The organism is bacterium, from assembly GCA_035295165.1.
Taxonomy (GTDB): domain Bacteria; phylum Sysuimicrobiota; class Sysuimicrobiia; order Sysuimicrobiales; family Segetimicrobiaceae; genus JAJPIA01.
On sequence record DATGJN010000020.1, the window covers coordinates 1 to 16,962 of the forward strand.

The following is a 16,962-nucleotide window of genomic DNA, read 5'->3' on the forward strand; positions in this document are numbered from 1 at the left end:
ATGAAAGGTCCGAACATCATCCACGTCCCCACCTCGCAGCAGTCGGGCCACCTCCTCCTCGCAGGGATTTGGTGACCCAGATTCAGTCGGGGTGGGGAATTTTACTCCGGCTCTTTGAGGAGTCTAGCACCGGTCGTGACACAGCGTCCATCGGGCGTACTGCGCGGCGCCCCCGGTGGCAACGATGCACGCGCGTGCACATCGGTGGCATACGTTTGACCGAAAAACGGGACGTTGGCGGGCTGGCGTACAGTCCACGGTCCTTTGTCTTTTTGACGGAGACCTTCTTTATCAATCCGCGGGGACGGATCGTGGGCAAGTTTCTGGGCGAGCTGCTCGACGCATCGGCGGGACGCCGCGCGGTCGAGGCCCTCTTGGCGGACCGGCGCCTCGTCCCGTAGCCGGCGTTCCTAGTAGCCGTTGCCTGGGTAGCTCCACAGGTGCCGCCCGATTGGGTTGCTGGCGCCCGGGGTGACGCCGGCCGGCAGCACGTCCACGCCGTCCGGGACGTTGAGGTAGCCGGGCGCCGTGCCAGGCACCCCCGTGTGGCCGTACTGCCAGACGATACGCTTCGTGGCCGGATCGATCACGATGACACGGTGGTTGAAATCGTCATTCAGCAGCACCATCCGGTTCGGCAGCTGCACGGCGAGCGACGGGTGGTTGAGGCGCCCGGGACCCGACAGCACCTGGTACTGCCAGAGCACCTTGCCTTTGGGTGACATGATCACGATTGCGCCGGGGTTGGTGTAGAACACGCAGATTACGTTGCCGTCCGGCGTGAAGTTGGCATCGGACGGGTAGTAGAACGCGGATGGAAACCGCAGCGTCCACACCACGCGTCCCTCGCGGTCGAGCAGGATCGCGTCGTTCCCGTTGATCTGCGTCACCAACATACCCTGATCGGGCGCCGGAAAGTCGCCGTTCGGCGCGGAGAAGTACCGCGGCGGATCGATCCGCATCACGCCGGTGTGGCCGTACTGCTTGATGATCCGCTTGGTCCGGCGGTCGATGAACACGATTCGCTGGTTCTTGATGTCGGCCGCGGTGATGAGCCCGCCGCCGCGGGCGTACAGGAAGGCGTCGTCCGGGGTATTGAGGTAGCCTGGCGCGCGCCCCGGCACGCCGGGGTGACCGTAGCTCCAGACGATCCTGCGGGTCCGGAAGTCGATGATCGAGATCATGTGGTGGTCTTCTTCGTTGGTGATGATCTCGTCGAAGTGCGGGCCGAAGAAGACATCGTCGTCGTCTCGCAGGGGAGACGCCCGGCCGGGCTGCGGCATCTGCCATACGATGTGCTTGTCCGGCGTGACGAGCAGGATCCGGTTGTTGCTCGCGTCGGCGATCAGCACATCGTCGGGGAGAACCGGGTTGGCCCGGCGGGCACCCCAGGGGAGCGCCTGCGGGGCAGGGCTTGCGGGTGGGACCGCGCCGCCGGCCAGGAGCGCGCAGACGAGGACTCCGTTCACGATCAGACCGCGATGCATGATCCCATCATAGTACAGCGCCCGTCTCGGACACCGCGGCGAGCGCGCGGCGGACACTTGATGGCGCGCGAGTTCATTTGTCGAGATCTCCCTCGAACTCCACCCCTTGCACTGATGACGACCGTTGCGGAAGGATCTCCTTAGTCGACCCCTCAACTCGTGGTAGATACCCCTTGATCCATAAGCTCTTCCGCGCGGCGGTTGGGACTACCCTTTCTCAAAGCCCGTGAAACCGCCGAAACGGTCACGCCTATTTGACGTGCCGCCTGACTGCGGGACAGCGTACCGGCTTCTATAGCGGGCCTCAGAGCCTCCAGGTTACCATCCAGCACTGCGGGTCGACCGATAATATGCTTCCCCTGCTTCCTGGCACGCTCCATACCTGCCCGGTTGCCCGGACGCGTTCTGAGATGAGACTGCGCTCGAACTGCGCGAACGATGCCAGAATGTTGAGCATCAGATCGGCAACTGGCGAGGTTCCCGACGTGTCGAGCCACGGTTCCGAATACGACCGCAACCCCACGCCCCACCGACGGAACTCCTCAACGGCCGTCGCCATGTGCGCGACTGACCGGAAGGCCCGGTCGAGCTTCCAGACGAGAATCGCATCCAACTTTCGGCGGGATGCCTGGGTGAGTAGCTCCCGCCAGGCCGTTCGGCCGCGTAGATCGGTCGCGCTGGCGTGGTCGACGTACTCCCCTGCCGACGACCATGCCTGGGCCGTGACGAACTCGCGAAGCGGAAGTAGCTGGGTGTCGGGATTCTGTTCCCTGTCACTAGTGGAAACTCGAGCGAGTGGAGGTCGCCATCGGGCCGGATTGGGGTGCCACGGTAGATCAGTTCGTCGAGGGATCGTCGGGATGACCGCTCGGCAGCTCACGCGGCACTCTGAGGTTCCTCGGCGCCGCTCGCTCCCCTTGGACGATGGGCACGCGTGTGCAAGCGAGCCTGAACGGTTGTTCGCGCAGGACGGCTCTGGCACCGCTGCCGAATACTCCCGCCATTCACAAGACTCTACCGAGACGATGACCCAACTCTCCCCTGCGGTTCGTGAGTTTCTGGACGGGCTCGCCGGGATTATCGCCCGCGATATCCTTCGGAGCCGGTGATGGGGAGTCGCGACGCAACACAGGACGCTCCGCGCCTAGCGGCGGCAGTCTACGCTCGGTTTTCCTCCGAGCGCCAGAAGGCGACCTCGATCGAGGACCAGGTCAACCTGTGCCGCGAGGCAGCGGAGCGGTTCCGCTGCACAGTCCTCTCGGACCACGTGTACGGGGATGTCGAAATCAGCGGTGCCGTCGAACAGCGGCCGGCCTACTCGGCACTCCTGGCCGCAGCCAAGGCGAAACGGATCGATGCGATTCTCGTGGAGAGTCAGGACCGCCTGTGGCGCGACCAGGGCGAGTTGCACCATGCCCTGAAGCGTCTGCGATTCTGGGGCACACGGGTCTTTTCTGTCATGGCGGGCACCGACCTGACCGAAAAGACTGGTAGCCTGCTCGCGTCGGTTACGGGGTGGAAAGATGAAGTGTTCCTCGAGGATCTCCGCGAGAAGACCCGGCGCGGAATGCTCGGCCAGATCAGGCGGGGGCTATGCGCTGGTGGTCGCGCATATGGTTATCGCAGCCAGCCGATCCTCGACGATCACCAGCAAATCACCGGCTACCGCAGGGTCATCGATCCTGATGAAGCTGGCACCGTGCGGCGGATCTTCGAGCTCTACGCCGCCGGGTATTCGCCGAAGACGATCGTCCACGTTCTGAACGACGAGCGTGTGTCTCCTCCGCGCCCGGTGCGGGGTCGGCGGCTACGGGGCTGGACGTGGACGACGGTAAGCGGATCGTCCAAGAAGGCGTTCGGCATCCTCCACAACCCGATCTATGTCGGGCGCCTCGTGTGGAACCGCAGCCGCAAGGTGCGAGATCCTGAGACCGGCAAACGCACCATGCGGATGCGGCCCAAGGACGAATGGACCTGGACCGATGCCCCGGCACTGCGGATCGTGCCCCAGGGACCTGTGGGACCAGGTGCAGATCCGCCGGCAGAATCGGCAGAGCTCTCCGGCTGCCGCGTCGGGTCGCAAGCCGAAGTACCTGTTCAGCGGCCTGCTCATCTGTGCGGAGTGCGGAAGTCGGTACACCCTTCAAGACTCCACCCGCGGCTACTACGCCTGTAGCGGTCACGTGAATCGGGGCGCCGCCGTCTGCGCGAATACCAAGAAGGTCCGTCGCGATCGGCTCGAAGCGGAGCTATTGGATGCGTTGTTCAACGAGTTGTTCACGCCGGCCGCGGTAGCCTATCTTACGCAGCAGGTCGATGCTGCTATTGCTCGAGACTCAGAGAGTCTGCATGATCGGCGGACTAGTTTGGAGCGCGACCTCATCCAGGCCAAGACCGAGCTCGCGAACGTCCTCGACGCGATTCGGCAGGGCCTCGCCACGCCTGCGACCAGACATCTGCTGGAAACGTGCGAGCGCCGTGTGGTCGAGTGCGAGGCGGCGCCGCTGTCGATAGTGATCGCACGCTATCTCGGTGATCTGCGCGCGCAACGCTCAGCACCGATGTCGAGGCGGCTCGGTTACTATTGGCGAAACTCCTCGGATCCGTCATCCTGAGGCGAGTAGGCCCACACCTGGTCGCAGAAATCGAGGGCAACATGGAGGCGATGCTCAATAGCGAGGAAGTGTGTAGTGATAACCATGGTGCCGGGAGGGGGATTTGAACCCCCACGGGTTGCCCCACACGCCCCTCAAACGTGCGCGTCTGCCAGATTCCGCCATCCCGGCGCGGAGAAAACGCCCTGCCCGGTCAGGCGGCAGGGACAGCTCATTATACGAATCGCCCTGGGACGGTGTCAATCAAGTCGGCTTCGCAGCGATCTACCGAAACACAACCGGTCGCCGCTGGCGCTGCCGCGATCGCGGCGGCGACTCAGGGCCGCAAACGCGGCGCGGGCGTCCGTCCGGGAATCCGGCCGCGCTTGGCGATGGGGCGGCCGTTAATCTCGTGAAGATCCATCGTCATGTCGATCGGCGACGCGCCGCTCACGTAGCTTCCAACCCCGAACGCGGAGACGCCGGCCTCAATCAGCGCCGGGATCCGTTCCGGCGTGACCCCGCCCGACACGAAAATCTGAACGGCCGGATGCCCGGCGAGCGCGAGCCTCGCCCGGACCTCGCGGACGAGGTCCGGGGTAACGCTGCCCCGCTCGCGGGGCGTGTCGAGCCGGATTGCGGACAGGTCAGGCCCCATCGCCTCGGCGATGCGCACGGCCTCGACCGTCTCGTCCGTGAACGTGTCGACGAGCACGAGCCGCGGCACCCCGGACGGCATGAGTTCATGATACGCGGTGGCGGCCCGCAGTGTGTCACCGACGAGGAGAATGAATGCGTGCGGCATGGTGCCCACCGGTTCTTGGCCGGCGAGTTTCGCGCCGAGAATGCATGCGGCGCCGCGCATGCCGCCGACAATCGCCGCGCGCTCCATGACAGGCGCGACGGCCGGGTGGACGTGGCGCGCACCGAACGAATACACCGGAGTCTCCCCCGCCACCGCAACCACGTGCCGGGCCGCCGTCGCCCAGCCGCTCGGGTGGGAGAGCATCCCGAGAAGCACGGTCTCGTACATGCCGAACTGCCCGTATGGCCCCTCGATGCGCATCACCACTTCGCGGGCCGAGAACGTCTCCCCGTCCCGGAGGGACTCGATGAGCACCCCGGTGTTTCGCAACAGATAGCGCACCTCGTCCACGCCCGCGAGCACGCCGTCGCTGCTGGCGAAGATCTCCGCCACCACCGGCGTGTCGGCCAACCCTAAGGATCGGAGAATCTCCAACGTGCGGACGAAATAGATGTCGGTCGTGGCGCCGGCGAGGATCTCCTCGTGCGAGGCGCTGTGGAGGCGATGCTGGGCGTCGGCGGTGTACCGGCCGACGTCGTCGAGCGATGTGAAGGCGGTCGGCTTCCGCGGCACCTCGGAACCGGCTGTCAGCGACCGAACTTAGTGATGACGAGGACGAGCGACGTGATGCCGAATACGATCGCCAGCGATGATGTCACCCGGAGCAGCAGGGTTTCGCGAGGCTTAGGCCCGTGGAACAGACGGGCGCCCCCGCCGCCGATGGAGCCGAGCCCTTCGCCCTTGGGGCCCTGGAGCACGATCACCCCGACAACGGCGGCGGCGGCAATGAGATGAATAATCAGGATCACGTTCGTCACCCGGACACCCCCAAACTACAGCCTTACTAGATTAGCATACTCCGGGATGCCGTCCAAGGCCCCAACCGGGCCTGCCAGCCCAAGGGCTGCCATCCGGCCCGACCGAAGAACGGGACCAGACTCACGGGGAACCCCGAACAGGCGCGTGCGGGGCGCCGGGGTACGCACCGGCTTGGGTCCGGGGGTCATCAGTCTAGCGCGCGGCCGCGCGTACGATCTCGGCGAACGCGCCGGCGTCGAGGCTGGCCCCACCAACGAGCGCCCCGTCGATGCCCGGTCGCTCGAGGAACTCGCCGATGTTGGCGGGTTTGACGCTGCCGCCGTACAGCACCCGAACCTTCTCGGCAGCAGGGACGCTCCCGGCGGTGGCGAGCTGGGCGCGGATCAGCGCGGCCACGCGGTCCGCCTCGGCGCCAGTCGCGGTCAAGCCGGTCCCGATCGCCCAGACCGGCTCGTACGCAATCACGACGTCGTGCAGTCGGTCGGGAGGGATCGTGTTGGTCGCCGCCGAGAGCTGGCGGACGATCACCCCGTCCGCGTCGCCGCGCTCCCGGTCCTGCAGTCCCTCCCCGACGCACACGATCGGCGTGAGGCCGTGGGCCAGCGCGGTTTGCGCCTTGAGACCGACGTCCGCGTCGCGTTCCCCGCAATACAACCGCCGCTCGGAGTGCCCGAGGATGACGACGCGGCAACCCAGATCCACCAGCATCGGCGCGGCGATCTCGCCGGTGTAGGCACCCTCGGGCTCCCAATGCATGGTCTGGGCGCCCAAGAGCACACTCGTCCCCTCGATAGCCCGCCCCACCGCCTCCAGCGCGGTCGCCGGCGGGCACAGGACGACCTGCGGACCGGTTATCTCCGCGACCGCCGCGACGACGTCCCGCGCCAGCCGCACAGCGGCCTCGCGCGTCAGGTGCATCTTCCAGTTACCGGCGATGAGAGGTACGCGCATCCGATGTGGGTGACGCCTAGGCGTCCTGCAGGACGGCGACCCCCGGCAGCGTCTTGCCCTCCATGAACTCCAGCGAGGCGCCCCCGCCGGTGCTGACGTGCGTCATCTTCCCGGTGTATCCGAACTCCTCGACTGCGGCGCCGGTGTCGCCGCCGCCGACGATCGACTCTCCGCAGGACTCCGCGACCGCCTTCGCGATCGCGCGGGTGCCCTCGGCGAACGCCGGGATCTCGAACACCCCCATCGGACCGTTCCACAGCACCGTCCCCGCGCTGGCAATCGGCGCGCCGAACGCCGCAACCGTCCGCGGGCCGATGTCCACACCCGCCCACCCCGCGGGGATCGCACGGGCGTCCACCACGCGCGTCGGGGCACCGGCCTCGACGCGCTCCGCCACGACCACGTCCACCGGGAGCACCAGGGTCACGCCGCGCTGCTCCGCCTCCTGCATCAACTCGCGGGCAAGGTCCAGCCGGTCCGCTTCGCACAGCGACGACCCGATCTCGGCGCCGCCCGCGCGCAAAAATGTGTAGCACATACCGCCGCCGATGAGCATCGTCTGCGCGAGCCGAAGCAGGTTGCGGATCACGCCGATCTTGTCGCCGACCTTGGCCCCGCCCAGAATGACGACGAGCGGGCGCTGGGGCTGCTCCAAGACCTTGCCGAGGAACTGGAGCTCGCGCTCCATCAGGAGGCCCGCCACCGCGGGCAAGAACGCCGCGATCCCCGCCGTGCTGGCGTGCGCCCGGTGTGCGGTGCCGAATGCGTCATTCACGTACACATCGGCCAGCGCCGCGAGTTGCTTCGCGAATGCGGGATCGTTGGCTTCCTCTTCCTTGTGGAACCGCAGGTTCTCGAGCAGCACCACGTCGCCGGGCCGCATCGCCGCAACCGCGTCCGCCACCGCCGGGCCGACGCAGTCGTCGAGCTTGCGCACCGGCCGGCCCAGCAATTCGCCGAGGCGCGCCGCGACCGGGTCCATCCGCAGCGCGGGATCGGGCCCTTTCGGCCGCCCCAGGTGAGAGGCGAGAATCACGGCGGCGCCGTGCTCGAGCAGGTAGGTAATCGTCGGCAGCGACGCGACGATCCGGAGATCGTCGGTGATGCGCCCCCCCTCCAACGGCACGTTGAAGTCCACGCGGACGAACACGCGCCGCCCCTTCACCTCGATGTCCCGAATCGTCTTCTTCCGCATCGGCCGCCCTGAGTGTGCCGGGGTGCTCAGGCGCCCCGCTCGATGATGTAGTGCACGAGATCGGCGATGCGGCACGAGTAGCCCCATTCATTGTCGTACCAGGACAGGACCTTGACCAGGTCCCCCACGGCCATCGTCGACGCCGCGTCCACGATCCCGCTGCGAGGATCGCCCTTGAAGTCCATCGACACGAGCGGTTCGTCCGTGTATCCGAGGTAGCCCTTCAGCTCGCCTTCCGCCGCCCGCTTGAACGCCCGGTTGATGTCGTCCACCGACCCGGGCTTCTCCAGCGTCACGGTCAGGTCCACCAAGGACACCGTCGGGGTGGGCACCCGCAACGCCAGCCCGTTCATCTTCCCCTTCAACTCCGGCAGCACGATCGAGATCGCCTTCGCGGCCCCGGTGGTCGTGGGGATGATGTTCAGCGCCGCCGCCCGCGCGCGCCGCAGGTCCCGATGCACCGTGTCGAGGATCACCTGATCGTTCGTGTAGGAGTGGATCGTGTTCATGAAGCCGCTGCGGATCCCGAACGACTGGGACAGGACCTTCGCGGTGACGGACAGGCAGTTGGTCGTGCAGGAGCCGTTGCTGACGATGCGGTGCTTCGCCGGGTCGTACGCGGTGTGGTTGACGCCCATGTTGACGGTGATGTCCTCGCCCGTCGCCGGCGCGGTGATGACGACGCGCTTGGCGCCGCCGCCCGTCAGGTGGGCCACCGCCTTCGCCGCATCCGTGAACCGCCCCGTGGACTCGATGACGAGGTCGACGCCGTGGGTGCGCCAGGGGAGCTTGGCGGGATCCCGTTCGGAGAGCACATCGATCTTCCGGCCGTCAATGACGATCGCGGCCTCGCCGGATTCGACCGTCCCGGGGTACTGCCCGTACGTGCTGTCGTACTTGAATAGATGCGCGTTCGTCCTGACGTCCGTCAGATCGTTGACGGCGGCGACCTCCATCGCCGGATACCGGTTGAGCATCGCCCGTAACACCAATCGGCCGATCCGGCCGAACCCGTTGATCCCGATGCGCGCCATGCCGCGCCCCCTTCTCCGTGCGCGGGACGCCCCGCGCGCCCACGCACTCTCACTACTAGTATATCGCGCCTACGTCTCGCCCGCCTCGAGCGGTGGCGTACGCCACACCAGCCCCATGAGGTCCCGGCGGATGAAGCCGATGTTGTTGAAGATCCGGATGCTGAATGCGACCACGGCGCCCAGGTAGATGTCCAGCCCCAGCAGATCGCCGAGCGCGGTCAGCCCCGCGGCAAACAGGGTATTGACAACGAACCCGGAGAGAAACACGCGCAGGTCGAACCGCCCCTCGAACTGCGCGCGGGCACCTCCGAGCAGCGTGTCGACCGCCGCGAGGATCGCGATCGCGCTGTACTTGACGTAGGTCAGCGGCACCTGGAAGCTGACGAGCAGCCCCAGGGCGAGGCCGGCCAGCAGCCCCACGATCGGCAGTACCATCGCGCTCACCTCCCCGTGTCGACCGGTGTGGCGAACCGGTGCACAAACGTGCCCGCGTACGCCGACAACCGGACGTCGCTCTCGACCGCCACCGTGACCGGAAAATCGAACGCGCGCAGCTCGTCGAGAATGCCGCCGCGTGCCGTGACCACGGTCCGCAGCGCGTGCGGATCGCCGATCGCCTCGATGCGGTACGGCGGCGCGAGCCGGCGCGCGTTGCACAAGATCGTCGTGCCGACGCAGGAGATGCCGGTCGTCCCGACGACACGTTCGCCGTTGACGGCGACGGCCTCGGCGCCTCCGGCGAACAGCGCGGCGACGACCGCGTACACGTCGGAGTAGTGGATCAATACCAAGTTCGGATCTTCGCCCGGCCGGAGCGCGCGCGTGCTGTCGGAGATCGTGACGAGCACGCCCGGCCCGTGCACGGCGCTCAGTCCGGCGAGGGTCCGCATCCGGCTCAGGTCGGCGGCGAGCGCCGCCGTCGCTTCCCGGCCGGCCGCCGCCCGCTGCTCCTCGTCGGCGATGCCCTGCCGCAGTTCCGCCAGCCGTTCGCGAAGGTCCGCCTGGCGTTGCTCGGCCTGCTGATAGCGGTACGCCACCTCGCCGAGGCGTCCGGAGGTCACCTGCAGGCTCGTTTCGATCGAGCGCTCCGTGCGCACCTGCACCGCGAGCACGAAGCCCACGGCAAGCGCAACCGCGGTCAGGCCGATCTGCCAGGAACGCGCCGTCATCGCCGTCTCTCCGCTCACGCGGCTCCGGGGGCCCGACTTTCCTCGCGGCCGGCGGGCGAGACGCGGAGCATGCCCCACTGCAGTGTGCTCACGGCCTCGACGGAGCGCCGCGGTGCGGCGATGTCCAGCGCGACGCCGCCCGGCCGCACGCCCAGGACCGTGCCGAGGGCCACCAACCCGCCGTCCGCGTCGGCGAGCCCGACGAGCCGGTGTCGAAGCTCGCGAGCCGGCAATTCGGCGACGATGCGGGCGGCGGGGACGCGGCGTCCGGCATGGACGACACTCCGCTCCTGCCGCACCGTGTCGAGGTTCAGGGTCAAGGTGCGGGCGTCTCGAAAGTACTGCGCAAACTGGTGCTCGCGAAACGCCCGGCGCTCCCGGCTCGAGCGCTTCCGCGCCCGCAGATCGGGGCGGAGACGGTGGACCGTCACGCCCCCAGGCATGCGCGCGAGGATCGCCTCGACCTCTTCGGCGCGCTGGATCGCGACTACGTGCCGCGGCTCCGCCGCACGTACCTCTCGAACCTTGGCTGCGACCGCCGCCGCGCCCTCGATCCACCCGGTGGTATCGACCACGATCGTCGAGGCGCCGAGCGCCTGCGCCCGCGTGATCAACCGCACGATCCCGTCGACCACGAACCGGTGCGTGTCGCGGGGAGAGGTGTCGCCGACAAAGTAGGCAGCGCGAAGCGGGATCTCGATCATCCGTCGCACGGGACGGTCCACCATGCCCAATCCAACCGTGGTGGGCGGGCCCAGATCCGACTGCCCGGTGTCGGCGTCGACGATCGCTGGCCGGCGTCCGGCGCGAACCGCGCCGTTGGCCAGCGCGGTGGCGAATGTCGTTTTGCCGACGTCCACCGACCCAAGGATCACCACGACGCCTGGCGCGTCCAGGATCGCGCTGATCGCCTTCCGCCACTCCACCATCGTGCCCTCGCCACGCCGGCGTCGCCCCGACGGCGTGGCCCGCGTGCGGCCGTCTACGTCCCGGACGAGGCTTTGGCCTCCAGCTTCTTCTTGATGCGCTTGAGCCGAAACACGTCCTCGCGGGCGCGCTGCTCTAGGACGTCGCGGATGTACCGGATCTCGCCCCGGATCCGCGGGATCACCACTTGCTCGAGCGCGTTCACCCGGCGGGTCGTCTTCTTGATCTCTTCGCCGATCTTGCGGAGCGTCACCTCGGTGCTCGCGACGTCCAGCAGCGCGGCGACGATCTCCTCGAAGTGGTCAGCGCTCTCCACGGTGCGCGATGTCACCGCCACGGGGTCCTGTCCGCGGGTGAGCACCGTGCGCCGCACTTCGTCCGTGGTAATCGTGGGGATGCGGGTTCCCCACACGTTCCTGCTGTCGATCCCGACCTCGAGGCGGCGCCCGTCGGCGAGCGCCGCCGACTCAAGCACCTCTCGCCCCTCGACCGCCTTCGCGAGGCTCAGCAGCGTGTAGGCTTCGCCGGCGGTCTGCATCAACCGCTCGCGCGCAGCGAGCGCGCGCCGGACGATGTTGAAAAAGTCCGCGACCAGCGCGTCGCGCTTGCGCTTCAGCAGATCGACCCCCTGCTGCGCCAGTTTGACCTGGTTCTGGCGCTGCAGGAGGTTCATTCGGGTTGGGCTGATCGTATCGGCCATCGGTGTGCTCGCTCCGCTCGCCGCCGTGTGTCGCGCGAGACGGGACCTGCGTCCCGCCCGTCGGTGTGGGCGCGCGCGCTAGACCCGGATCTCGCCGGGCCGGTAGACCTTCTCCAACTGCTCCCCGTAGTAGTATTTATCCACGTGATCCTTGCTGATCCGCGTCAGCGCCGTCTTCGGGAACGTCGACAACAGTTTCCAGCCCAGGGTCAGCGAATCCTCGATAGACCGGTCCGCCCCGCCCTGGTTGATGAACTCCTTCTCGAACCCGTCCGCGAAGCGCAGATACAGACGGTCGTTTTCCGTCAACGCCTCCTCGCCGATGATCGCGACGAGACGCCGGAGGTCCAGGCCTTGCGCGTACGCCGAGTACAGCTGGTCGGCGACCTGCCGGTGGTCGACACGCGTCCGGCCCTTGCCGATGCCGTTGTTCATGAGACGCGACAAACTCGGCAGCGGGTTGATCGGCGGGTAGATCCCCTGCCGGTGCAGCGGGCGCGCCAGCACCAGCTGCCCCTCCGTAATGTACCCGGTCAGGTCGGCGATTGGGTGCGTGATGTCGTCGTCGGGCATCGTCAGAATCGGCACCTGCGTGATCGTCCCCTTCTTGTTCTTCAGACGGCCGGCCCGCTCGTAGATGCTGGCGAGGTCGGTGTACATGTAGCCGGGGTAGCCGCGCCGGCCGGGGATCTCTTCGCGCGCGGCGCCGATCTCGCGCAGCGCCTCACAGTAGTTGGTCATGTCGGTCAAGATCACGAGCACCTGCATGTCGAGTTCGTAGGCGAGGTACTCGGCGACCGTGAGCGCGGCGCGCGGCGTCATCAGCCGCTCGATCGTCGGATCGTCGGCGAGGTTCATGAACACCACGCTGCGCGCGAGCGCCCCGGTGCTCTCGAACTCGTGGATGAAGAACGACGCCTCCCGCTGAGTGATCCCCATCGCGCCGAACACCACCGAAAACTGCTCGGCCTCGCCGAGCACCTTCGACTGGCGCGCGATCTGCGCGGCGATTTCGTTCGCGGGCAGCCCGGCCCCGGAAAAGATCGGCAGCTTCTGCCCCCGCACCAAGGTGTTCATCACGTCCACCGTGGAGATCCCGGTCTGGATGAACTCGGCGGGCTTCTCCCGCGCGACCGGGTTGATCGGCGCGCCGAGGATCGGGATCCGCTTCTCGGGGATGATCGGCGGCAGCCCGTCGATCGGGTCGCCGAGGCCGTTGAACCGGCGCCCGATCATCTCGCGGCTGACCGCGATCCGGGCGACGTCCTCGCGCAGACTGAGCGACGTCTTGGCGAGGTCCATCCCGCGCGTCTCCTCGAACACCTGAATCACCGCGTTCCGGGTGGAGACCTCGATCACCTGTCCGCCGCGGACGCTGCCGTCCTGGACGTGGATCTCAACGATCGCCCCGTACGACAGGTCCTTCGCGCCCTCGACGAACAACAGCGGTCCCGAGATGTAGTTGATGCTGGTATAGCGCTTAGTCGCCAGGTTCATCGGACTCCCTCCTTCGCCGCGGCGCCGCGCTGCCCGTCGCCGCCCGCAGCCGCCCCCGCGTGCCCCTTGAACGCCGCGGGCAGCTCCCGCAAGAACTCGTCGATGACGGTCTTGAACTTGTCGTTTGGCACTTCCTTGAACCGGGCGATCTGTTCGTTCTGCGGCAGATTGAGCATCTCGTCGATCGTCATATCCCCTTTGAGCGCGACGCCCGCGGCTTCGTAGAACGCCCGCATCCCGCGAACCATCCAATACGCCTTCTCCAGCGTGCACGAGGCGTCCACCTCGCTGAACGCGCTCTGCTGGAGGAAGAACTCGCGGATCATCCGGCCGAGCTCGATCACCAGCCGCTCGTCGTCCTGCAACGCATCCGGCCCCACGAGCTGGACCACTTCCTGCAGGCCGGCCTCGCGGGCCAGGATCGCGCTCAACCAGCTCCGCTGCTCGGTGAAGTCCTTCGCCACGTTCTCGGCGTACCAGGCGTTGAGCAGGCTCTCGTACAGGCTGTAGGACCGGTTCCAGTTGATCGACGGGAAGTGCCGCCGGTAGGCGAGCTGCGCGTCCAACGACCAGAACGCGCCCACGATCCGCAGCGTGCTCTGCGTCACCGGCTCCGACAGGTCGCCGCCCGGCGGCGATACCGCGCCGACCACCGTCACGGCGCCGACGCGCTGGTCCTTGCCGAGCACGACCGCGCGGCCGGCCCGCTCGTAGAACGCGGACAGCCGGCTGGCGAGGTACGGCGGGTAGCCTTCCTCCGCCGGCATCTCCTCCAGCCGGGAGGAGATCTCGCGCAGCGCTTCGGCCCAGCGGCTCGTGGAATCGGCCATCAACGCGACGCGGTAGCCCATGTCGCGGAAGTACTCCGCCATCGTGACGCCGGTATAAATGCTCGCCTCGCGGGCCGCGACGGGCATGTTCGAGGTGTTCGCGACCAGGATCGTCCGCTCCATGAGCGGGCGTCCGTTCCGCGGGTCCTCGAGCTCGGGGAACTCGGTCAGCACGTCGGTCATCTCGTTCCCGCGCTCGCCGCAGCCGACGTAGACGATGATGTCCGCGTTCGACCACTTGGACAGCGTCTGCTGCACGACCGTCTTCCCGCTGCCGAACGGCCCGGGCACCGCCGCCGTCCCTCCCATCGCCACCGGGAACAGGACGTCCAGCACCCGCTGCCCGGTCACGAACAGCTCCGTCGGCTCCAGCTTCCGCGCGGCGGGGCGCGGCACGCGCACCGGCCACGTGGTCATCATGCGGAGCTCGATCCCGCCCTTCAGCCGCGCGACGACGTCGGTCACCTTGAACTCGCCGCCTCTGATCTCGGCGAGCTCGTCCTCGGCGACGTCCGGGGGGACCATGATCCGGTGCGCGTACGAGTACTCCTGCACCTCGCCGATCACGTCGCCCGGCCCGACCCGGTCGCCCGCCTTGGCCTTCGGCACGAACGTCCACTTCCGCTCCCGATCCAGGGAGTTCACGACGACGCCGCGCGAAATGAAGTCGCCTTGGGCCTCGCGGATCTTGTCGAGCGGGCGCTGGATGCCGTCGTAGATGCTGCTCAGCATCCCGGGGCCCAGTTCGAGCTGCAAGGGCGCATCGGTGGACTCCACCGGCTCGCCGACGAACAGCCCCGAGGTATCCTCGTACACCTGCACGAACGCCGTGTCCCCGTCCAGCCGGATGATCTCGCCGATCAGCTTCTCCCGGCCCACCCGCACGATGTCGTACATGCGCGCGCCGGCCAGGCCGTGGGCGATCACCGCCGGGCCCGAGATGCGCGTAATCTCGCCTACGACCGCCATGGGTCCGTCCTCCCCGCGGAATGCGACTCCGTCCTCACTTGAGCTTCACGTAGAATCCGATGTGCTCTTTCACGAGGCGGGCGATGTACGCCTCCCCGCTCTCCATCTCCACCCGGGCCGGCGGCAGCGGCACGACGATCGGCAGATCCCGGCCGCGCAGGAGCCGGGCGCGCGCCTCGTCGGTGCCGGCGAGCAGGTCCTCGTTCACCGCGACGACGCCGTACCCCGCCGCGATGCACGCCTGGAGCTCTTCGAGGGCACGGGCGGGCGTGTCCGCCTCGCGCACTTCCACCCCGGCGAGACGGAACCCCGTCGCCGTCTCGCCGTCGGTGATCACCGCCATCTTATACATTCACGAGCTCCCGGCGCGCGACGTCCTCGGGAATGCCGAGTTGGCGCGCGTGCGCGACGACGCGCAGGTTGCTGACCTCGGCGCCCTTCCGCGCGAGGTATCCGATCACCACGTCCAGCGCGAGCGGATCCCCCATGTACATCCGGGCGGTCATCCGCACGAACGACTGGTCGATCGCCCGTTCCATCTCCGGCAGATCCTCGGTCCCGGTCAGGTCGGCGCCGAACAGCCGCATCGTCGCGACCTCGGAGAGGCTCGACTGCGGATCGGCGAGCGTGAGAAAGCGCTCCAGCGGCAACGATCCCCCCGAGACGAAGAACCGCTCCCGCTCCTCGCGGGGCAGGTCCTTGATCCGGCGCAGCTTGAGCGCCGTCTTCAGGTTGGTCATCGTGACCTCCGCCAGGAGGTACCGGCGGAGCGCGGACTCGCCCTCGGTGTCGGCGATCCGCATGCCGTACCGGACGTAGGCGCGGTCGAGCGCCATCTCCACGTCGAGCAAGCTGCCGCCGCGCTGCGCCGCGTCCACGCCTTCCCGCAGCGCACGGGCGAGCGGGTGCATCCACGTAACGAGCGTATCCGCGATCGCCTTGAGGTCCGGCTGCTGCAGCAGTTCCTTGAGCTTCACCTCGCTCAAGAGGCCCCCCGGAAACAGCGTGCCGAGGATCTCCTCCTGGCTTCGCCCCGTGGACTTCCCCCGGATGATCGCCCGGATGTTCTGCAGATCGTACCGCAGCAGCACGACCTCGATCACGTCCCGGGGAGTGCCGTCCGCGAAACTCAGGATGCGTTGGGTCGTGTGGTAGAAGTTCTGCGACAACGCTTCGTCGACCGCCCGCACGCCGGCGAAGCGGCTCAGCGCCTCCTGCAGCTCGAGGTTGTACGGGGTGTCGGCCAGCGCCTGGATGACCGCCTCCAGGTCGGGGGCGTGGAGGAGCTCCTCGGCGCGTCCCGGCGGAAGCAGACGGGATTTCATGACCTTGACGCGCGCGTTGATGTACGCGAAGTCGCCCATCGGCCTCGACGTCAGCGGCTGCGGGGGCTCACGCGCCCCACAGCACCTCCGCGACCCGGGAGACCAGTTCGCGCCGCGCGCGGGCGAGCCGACCGGGCAGCATGTTCTCAATGATCGCCCGTCCGTCCTGGCTCACGAGACGGACGCCGTCCCGCACGCCGGGAGCTTCTCGCACCTCCGCGTCGAGACCGAGCTCTCGCACGACCTCGCGGGCCGCGTCCGCGTCCCCAGGGGAGACCTCCACCGCGACACGCCCGCCGGAGACCCCCCGCGCCGCCTCCCGGAGCAGAGCGCGGATCATCGCCCGCCGGCGCGCCGGATCGGCCGCCGCGGCGCGCACCTCCGCCTCCGCGCGCTCGAACACCGCGCGGATGCCCTCGTCCTTCGCCGCGAGCACGAGCGCCGCCGCCCGCAGGCTGGCGGTGCTGGTGGCGCGAGCGTGCTCCTGCGCGCGCTCTCCCTCCAACCGGTGCCGGCCCGCCGCCAGCGCCTCCTCGGCCTCGCGGCGCCCGGCCGCGAGGATCTCCTCCGCCCGCGCCCGGGCCTCGCCGAGGGCCTTGTCCTTCTCGGCCCTCGCCTCCCGTTCGAGCAGCTGGCTCAGCTCGGATCCCATGAGATCGT

At 68.0% G+C, this 16,962-nt stretch carries 18 protein-coding genes and 1 tRNA gene; 3 read left to right on the forward strand and 16 right to left on the reverse strand.

Annotated features, from left to right (window positions below):
• Nucleotides 1-215: 215 nt before the first annotated feature.
• On the forward strand, nucleotides 216-401 hold the full coding sequence (locus tag VKZ50_02815; GenBank protein ID HLJ58643.1) for a hypothetical protein: 186 nt from the start codon (nucleotides 216-218) through the stop codon (nucleotides 399-401).
• 9 nt (nucleotides 402-410) lie between these two features.
• Here VKZ50_02815 and VKZ50_02820 read toward each other — a convergent pair whose 3' ends face one another.
• On the reverse strand, nucleotides 411-1,487 hold the full coding sequence (locus VKZ50_02820; protein ID HLJ58644.1) for a PQQ-binding-like beta-propeller repeat protein: 1,077 nt from the start codon (nucleotides 1,485-1,487) through the stop codon (nucleotides 411-413).
• A gap of 1,108 nt (nucleotides 1,488-2,595) precedes the next feature.
• On the opposite strand from VKZ50_02820, the gene VKZ50_02825 reads away from it, so the two are divergent.
• Nucleotides 2,596-3,663, forward strand: a complete 1,068-nt coding sequence (locus tag VKZ50_02825) for a recombinase family protein (protein HLJ58645.1) — start codon at nucleotides 2,596-2,598, stop codon at nucleotides 3,661-3,663.
• On the forward strand, nucleotides 3,599-4,102 hold the full coding sequence (locus tag VKZ50_02830; protein ID HLJ58646.1) for a zinc ribbon domain-containing protein: 504 nt from the start codon (nucleotides 3,599-3,601) through the stop codon (nucleotides 4,100-4,102). Before VKZ50_02825 ends, VKZ50_02830 begins: the two co-directional genes overlap by 65 nt.
• An 85-nt stretch (nucleotides 4,103-4,187) precedes the next feature.
• Here VKZ50_02830 and VKZ50_02835 read toward each other — a convergent pair.
• The 15 genes from VKZ50_02835 to VKZ50_02905 all read right to left on the reverse strand — a co-directional run bounded on the left by VKZ50_02835 (nucleotide 4,188) and on the right by VKZ50_02905 (nucleotide 16,954).
• Nucleotides 4,188-4,273 (reverse strand) — tRNA-Leu (locus tag VKZ50_02835).
• Nucleotides 4,274-4,418: 145 nt separating this feature from the next.
• Nucleotides 4,419-5,459 carry a nicotinate phosphoribosyltransferase gene (locus VKZ50_02840; protein HLJ58647.1) on the reverse strand — a complete coding sequence of 347 codons (1,041 nt, stop codon included), beginning with the start codon at nucleotides 5,457-5,459 and terminating at the stop codon, nucleotides 4,419-4,421.
• Nucleotides 5,460-5,473: 14 nt separating this feature from the next.
• Nucleotides 5,474-5,704: a preprotein translocase subunit SecG gene (gene secG, locus VKZ50_02845; protein HLJ58648.1), complete on the reverse strand. Its 231-nt coding sequence runs from the start codon at nucleotides 5,702-5,704 to the stop codon at nucleotides 5,474-5,476.
• 193 nt (nucleotides 5,705-5,897) lie between these two features.
• Nucleotides 5,898-6,656, reverse strand: coding sequence for a triose-phosphate isomerase (tpiA, locus tag VKZ50_02850; GenBank protein ID HLJ58649.1), 759 nt, complete (start codon nucleotides 6,654-6,656; stop codon nucleotides 5,898-5,900).
• A gap of 16 nt (nucleotides 6,657-6,672) precedes the next feature.
• Nucleotides 6,673-7,851 carry a phosphoglycerate kinase gene (locus VKZ50_02855; GenBank protein HLJ58650.1) on the reverse strand — a complete coding sequence of 393 codons (1,179 nt, stop codon included), beginning with the start codon at nucleotides 7,849-7,851 and terminating at the stop codon, nucleotides 6,673-6,675.
• 26 nt (nucleotides 7,852-7,877) lie between these two features.
• Complete coding sequence (gene gap / locus VKZ50_02860; GenBank protein ID HLJ58651.1) at nucleotides 7,878-8,885, reverse strand: type I glyceraldehyde-3-phosphate dehydrogenase; 1,008 nt, start codon at nucleotides 8,883-8,885, stop codon at nucleotides 7,878-7,880.
• A gap of 69 nt (nucleotides 8,886-8,954) precedes the next feature.
• Nucleotides 8,955-9,320, reverse strand: coding sequence for a small basic family protein (locus VKZ50_02865; GenBank protein ID HLJ58652.1), 366 nt, complete (start codon nucleotides 9,318-9,320; stop codon nucleotides 8,955-8,957).
• 5 nt (nucleotides 9,321-9,325) lie between these two features.
• Nucleotides 9,326-10,054, reverse strand: a complete 729-nt coding sequence (locus VKZ50_02870) for a DUF881 domain-containing protein (GenBank protein ID HLJ58653.1) — start codon at nucleotides 10,052-10,054, stop codon at nucleotides 9,326-9,328.
• Between the two features lie 14 nt (nucleotides 10,055-10,068).
• On the reverse strand, nucleotides 10,069-10,983 hold the full coding sequence (locus VKZ50_02875; GenBank protein HLJ58654.1) for a Clp1/GlmU family protein: 915 nt from the start codon (nucleotides 10,981-10,983) through the stop codon (nucleotides 10,069-10,071).
• A 53-nt stretch (nucleotides 10,984-11,036) separates the two neighbouring features.
• Nucleotides 11,037-11,681 (reverse strand): V-type ATP synthase subunit D, encoded by a 645-nt coding sequence (locus VKZ50_02880; GenBank protein HLJ58655.1) that lies wholly within the window; start codon nucleotides 11,679-11,681, stop codon nucleotides 11,037-11,039.
• 78 nt (nucleotides 11,682-11,759) lie between these two features.
• Nucleotides 11,760-13,178, reverse strand: coding sequence for a V-type ATP synthase subunit B (locus VKZ50_02885; protein HLJ58656.1), 1,419 nt, complete (start codon nucleotides 13,176-13,178; stop codon nucleotides 11,760-11,762).
• The gene (locus tag VKZ50_02890; GenBank protein ID HLJ58657.1) at nucleotides 13,175-14,977 is read right to left on the reverse strand and encodes a V-type ATP synthase subunit A; all 1,803 of its coding nucleotides are present in this window, start codon (nucleotides 14,975-14,977) and stop codon (nucleotides 13,175-13,177) included. The genes VKZ50_02885 and VKZ50_02890 overlap by 4 nt, the downstream gene beginning before the upstream one ends.
• Before the next feature lie 34 nt (nucleotides 14,978-15,011).
• Complete coding sequence (locus VKZ50_02895; GenBank protein ID HLJ58658.1) at nucleotides 15,012-15,329, reverse strand: V-type ATP synthase subunit F; 318 nt, start codon at nucleotides 15,327-15,329, stop codon at nucleotides 15,012-15,014.
• A complete protein-coding gene (locus tag VKZ50_02900; protein ID HLJ58659.1) occupies nucleotides 15,322-16,341 on the reverse strand; it encodes a V-type ATPase subunit in 1,020 nt (339 codons plus the stop codon). Before VKZ50_02900 ends, VKZ50_02895 begins: the two co-directional genes overlap by 8 nt.
• Before the next feature lie 28 nt (nucleotides 16,342-16,369).
• Nucleotides 16,370-16,954, reverse strand: a complete 585-nt coding sequence (locus VKZ50_02905) for a V-type ATP synthase subunit E (protein HLJ58660.1) — start codon at nucleotides 16,952-16,954, stop codon at nucleotides 16,370-16,372.
• Between the last annotated feature and the right edge of the window lie 8 nt (nucleotides 16,955-16,962).

Bases quoted from the DNA above. Each gene is read 5' to 3' on its own strand.
- VKZ50_02820 (HLJ58644.1), bottom strand. From the start codon at position 1,487: ATGCATCGCGGTCTGATCGTGAACGGAGTCCTCGTCTGCGCGCTCCTG.
- VKZ50_02825 (HLJ58645.1), top strand. From the start codon at position 2,596: ATGGGGAGTCGCGACGCAACACAGGACGCTCCGCGCCTAGCGGCGGCA.
- tpiA (HLJ58649.1), bottom strand. From the start codon at position 6,656: ATGCGCGTACCTCTCATCGCCGGTAACTGGAAGATGCACCTGACGCGC.
- VKZ50_02855 (HLJ58650.1), bottom strand. From the start codon at position 7,851: ATGCGGAAGAAGACGATTCGGGACATCGAGGTGAAGGGGCGGCGCGTG.
- gap (HLJ58651.1), bottom strand. From the start codon at position 8,885: ATGGCGCGCATCGGGATCAACGGGTTCGGCCGGATCGGCCGATTGGTG.
- VKZ50_02865 (HLJ58652.1), bottom strand. From the start codon at position 9,320: ATGGTACTGCCGATCGTGGGGCTGCTGGCCGGCCTCGCCCTGGGGCTG.
- VKZ50_02870 (HLJ58653.1), bottom strand. From the start codon at position 10,054: ATGACGGCGCGTTCCTGGCAGATCGGCCTGACCGCGGTTGCGCTTGCC.
- VKZ50_02875 (HLJ58654.1), bottom strand. From the start codon at position 10,983: ATGGTGGAGTGGCGGAAGGCGATCAGCGCGATCCTGGACGCGCCAGGC.
- VKZ50_02880 (HLJ58655.1), bottom strand. From the start codon at position 11,681: ATGGCCGATACGATCAGCCCAACCCGAATGAACCTCCTGCAGCGCCAG.
- VKZ50_02885 (HLJ58656.1), bottom strand. From the start codon at position 13,178: ATGAACCTGGCGACTAAGCGCTATACCAGCATCAACTACATCTCGGGA.
- VKZ50_02890 (HLJ58657.1), bottom strand. From the start codon at position 14,977: ATGGCGGTCGTAGGCGAGATTACGCGCATCTCGGGCCCGGCGGTGATC.
- VKZ50_02895 (HLJ58658.1), bottom strand. From the start codon at position 15,329: ATGTATAAGATGGCGGTGATCACCGACGGCGAGACGGCGACGGGGTTC.
- VKZ50_02900 (HLJ58659.1), bottom strand. From the start codon at position 16,341: ATGGGCGACTTCGCGTACATCAACGCGCGCGTCAAGGTCATGAAATCC.
- VKZ50_02905 (HLJ58660.1), bottom strand. From the start codon at position 16,954: ATGGGATCCGAGCTGAGCCAGCTGCTCGAACGGGAGGCGAGGGCCGAG.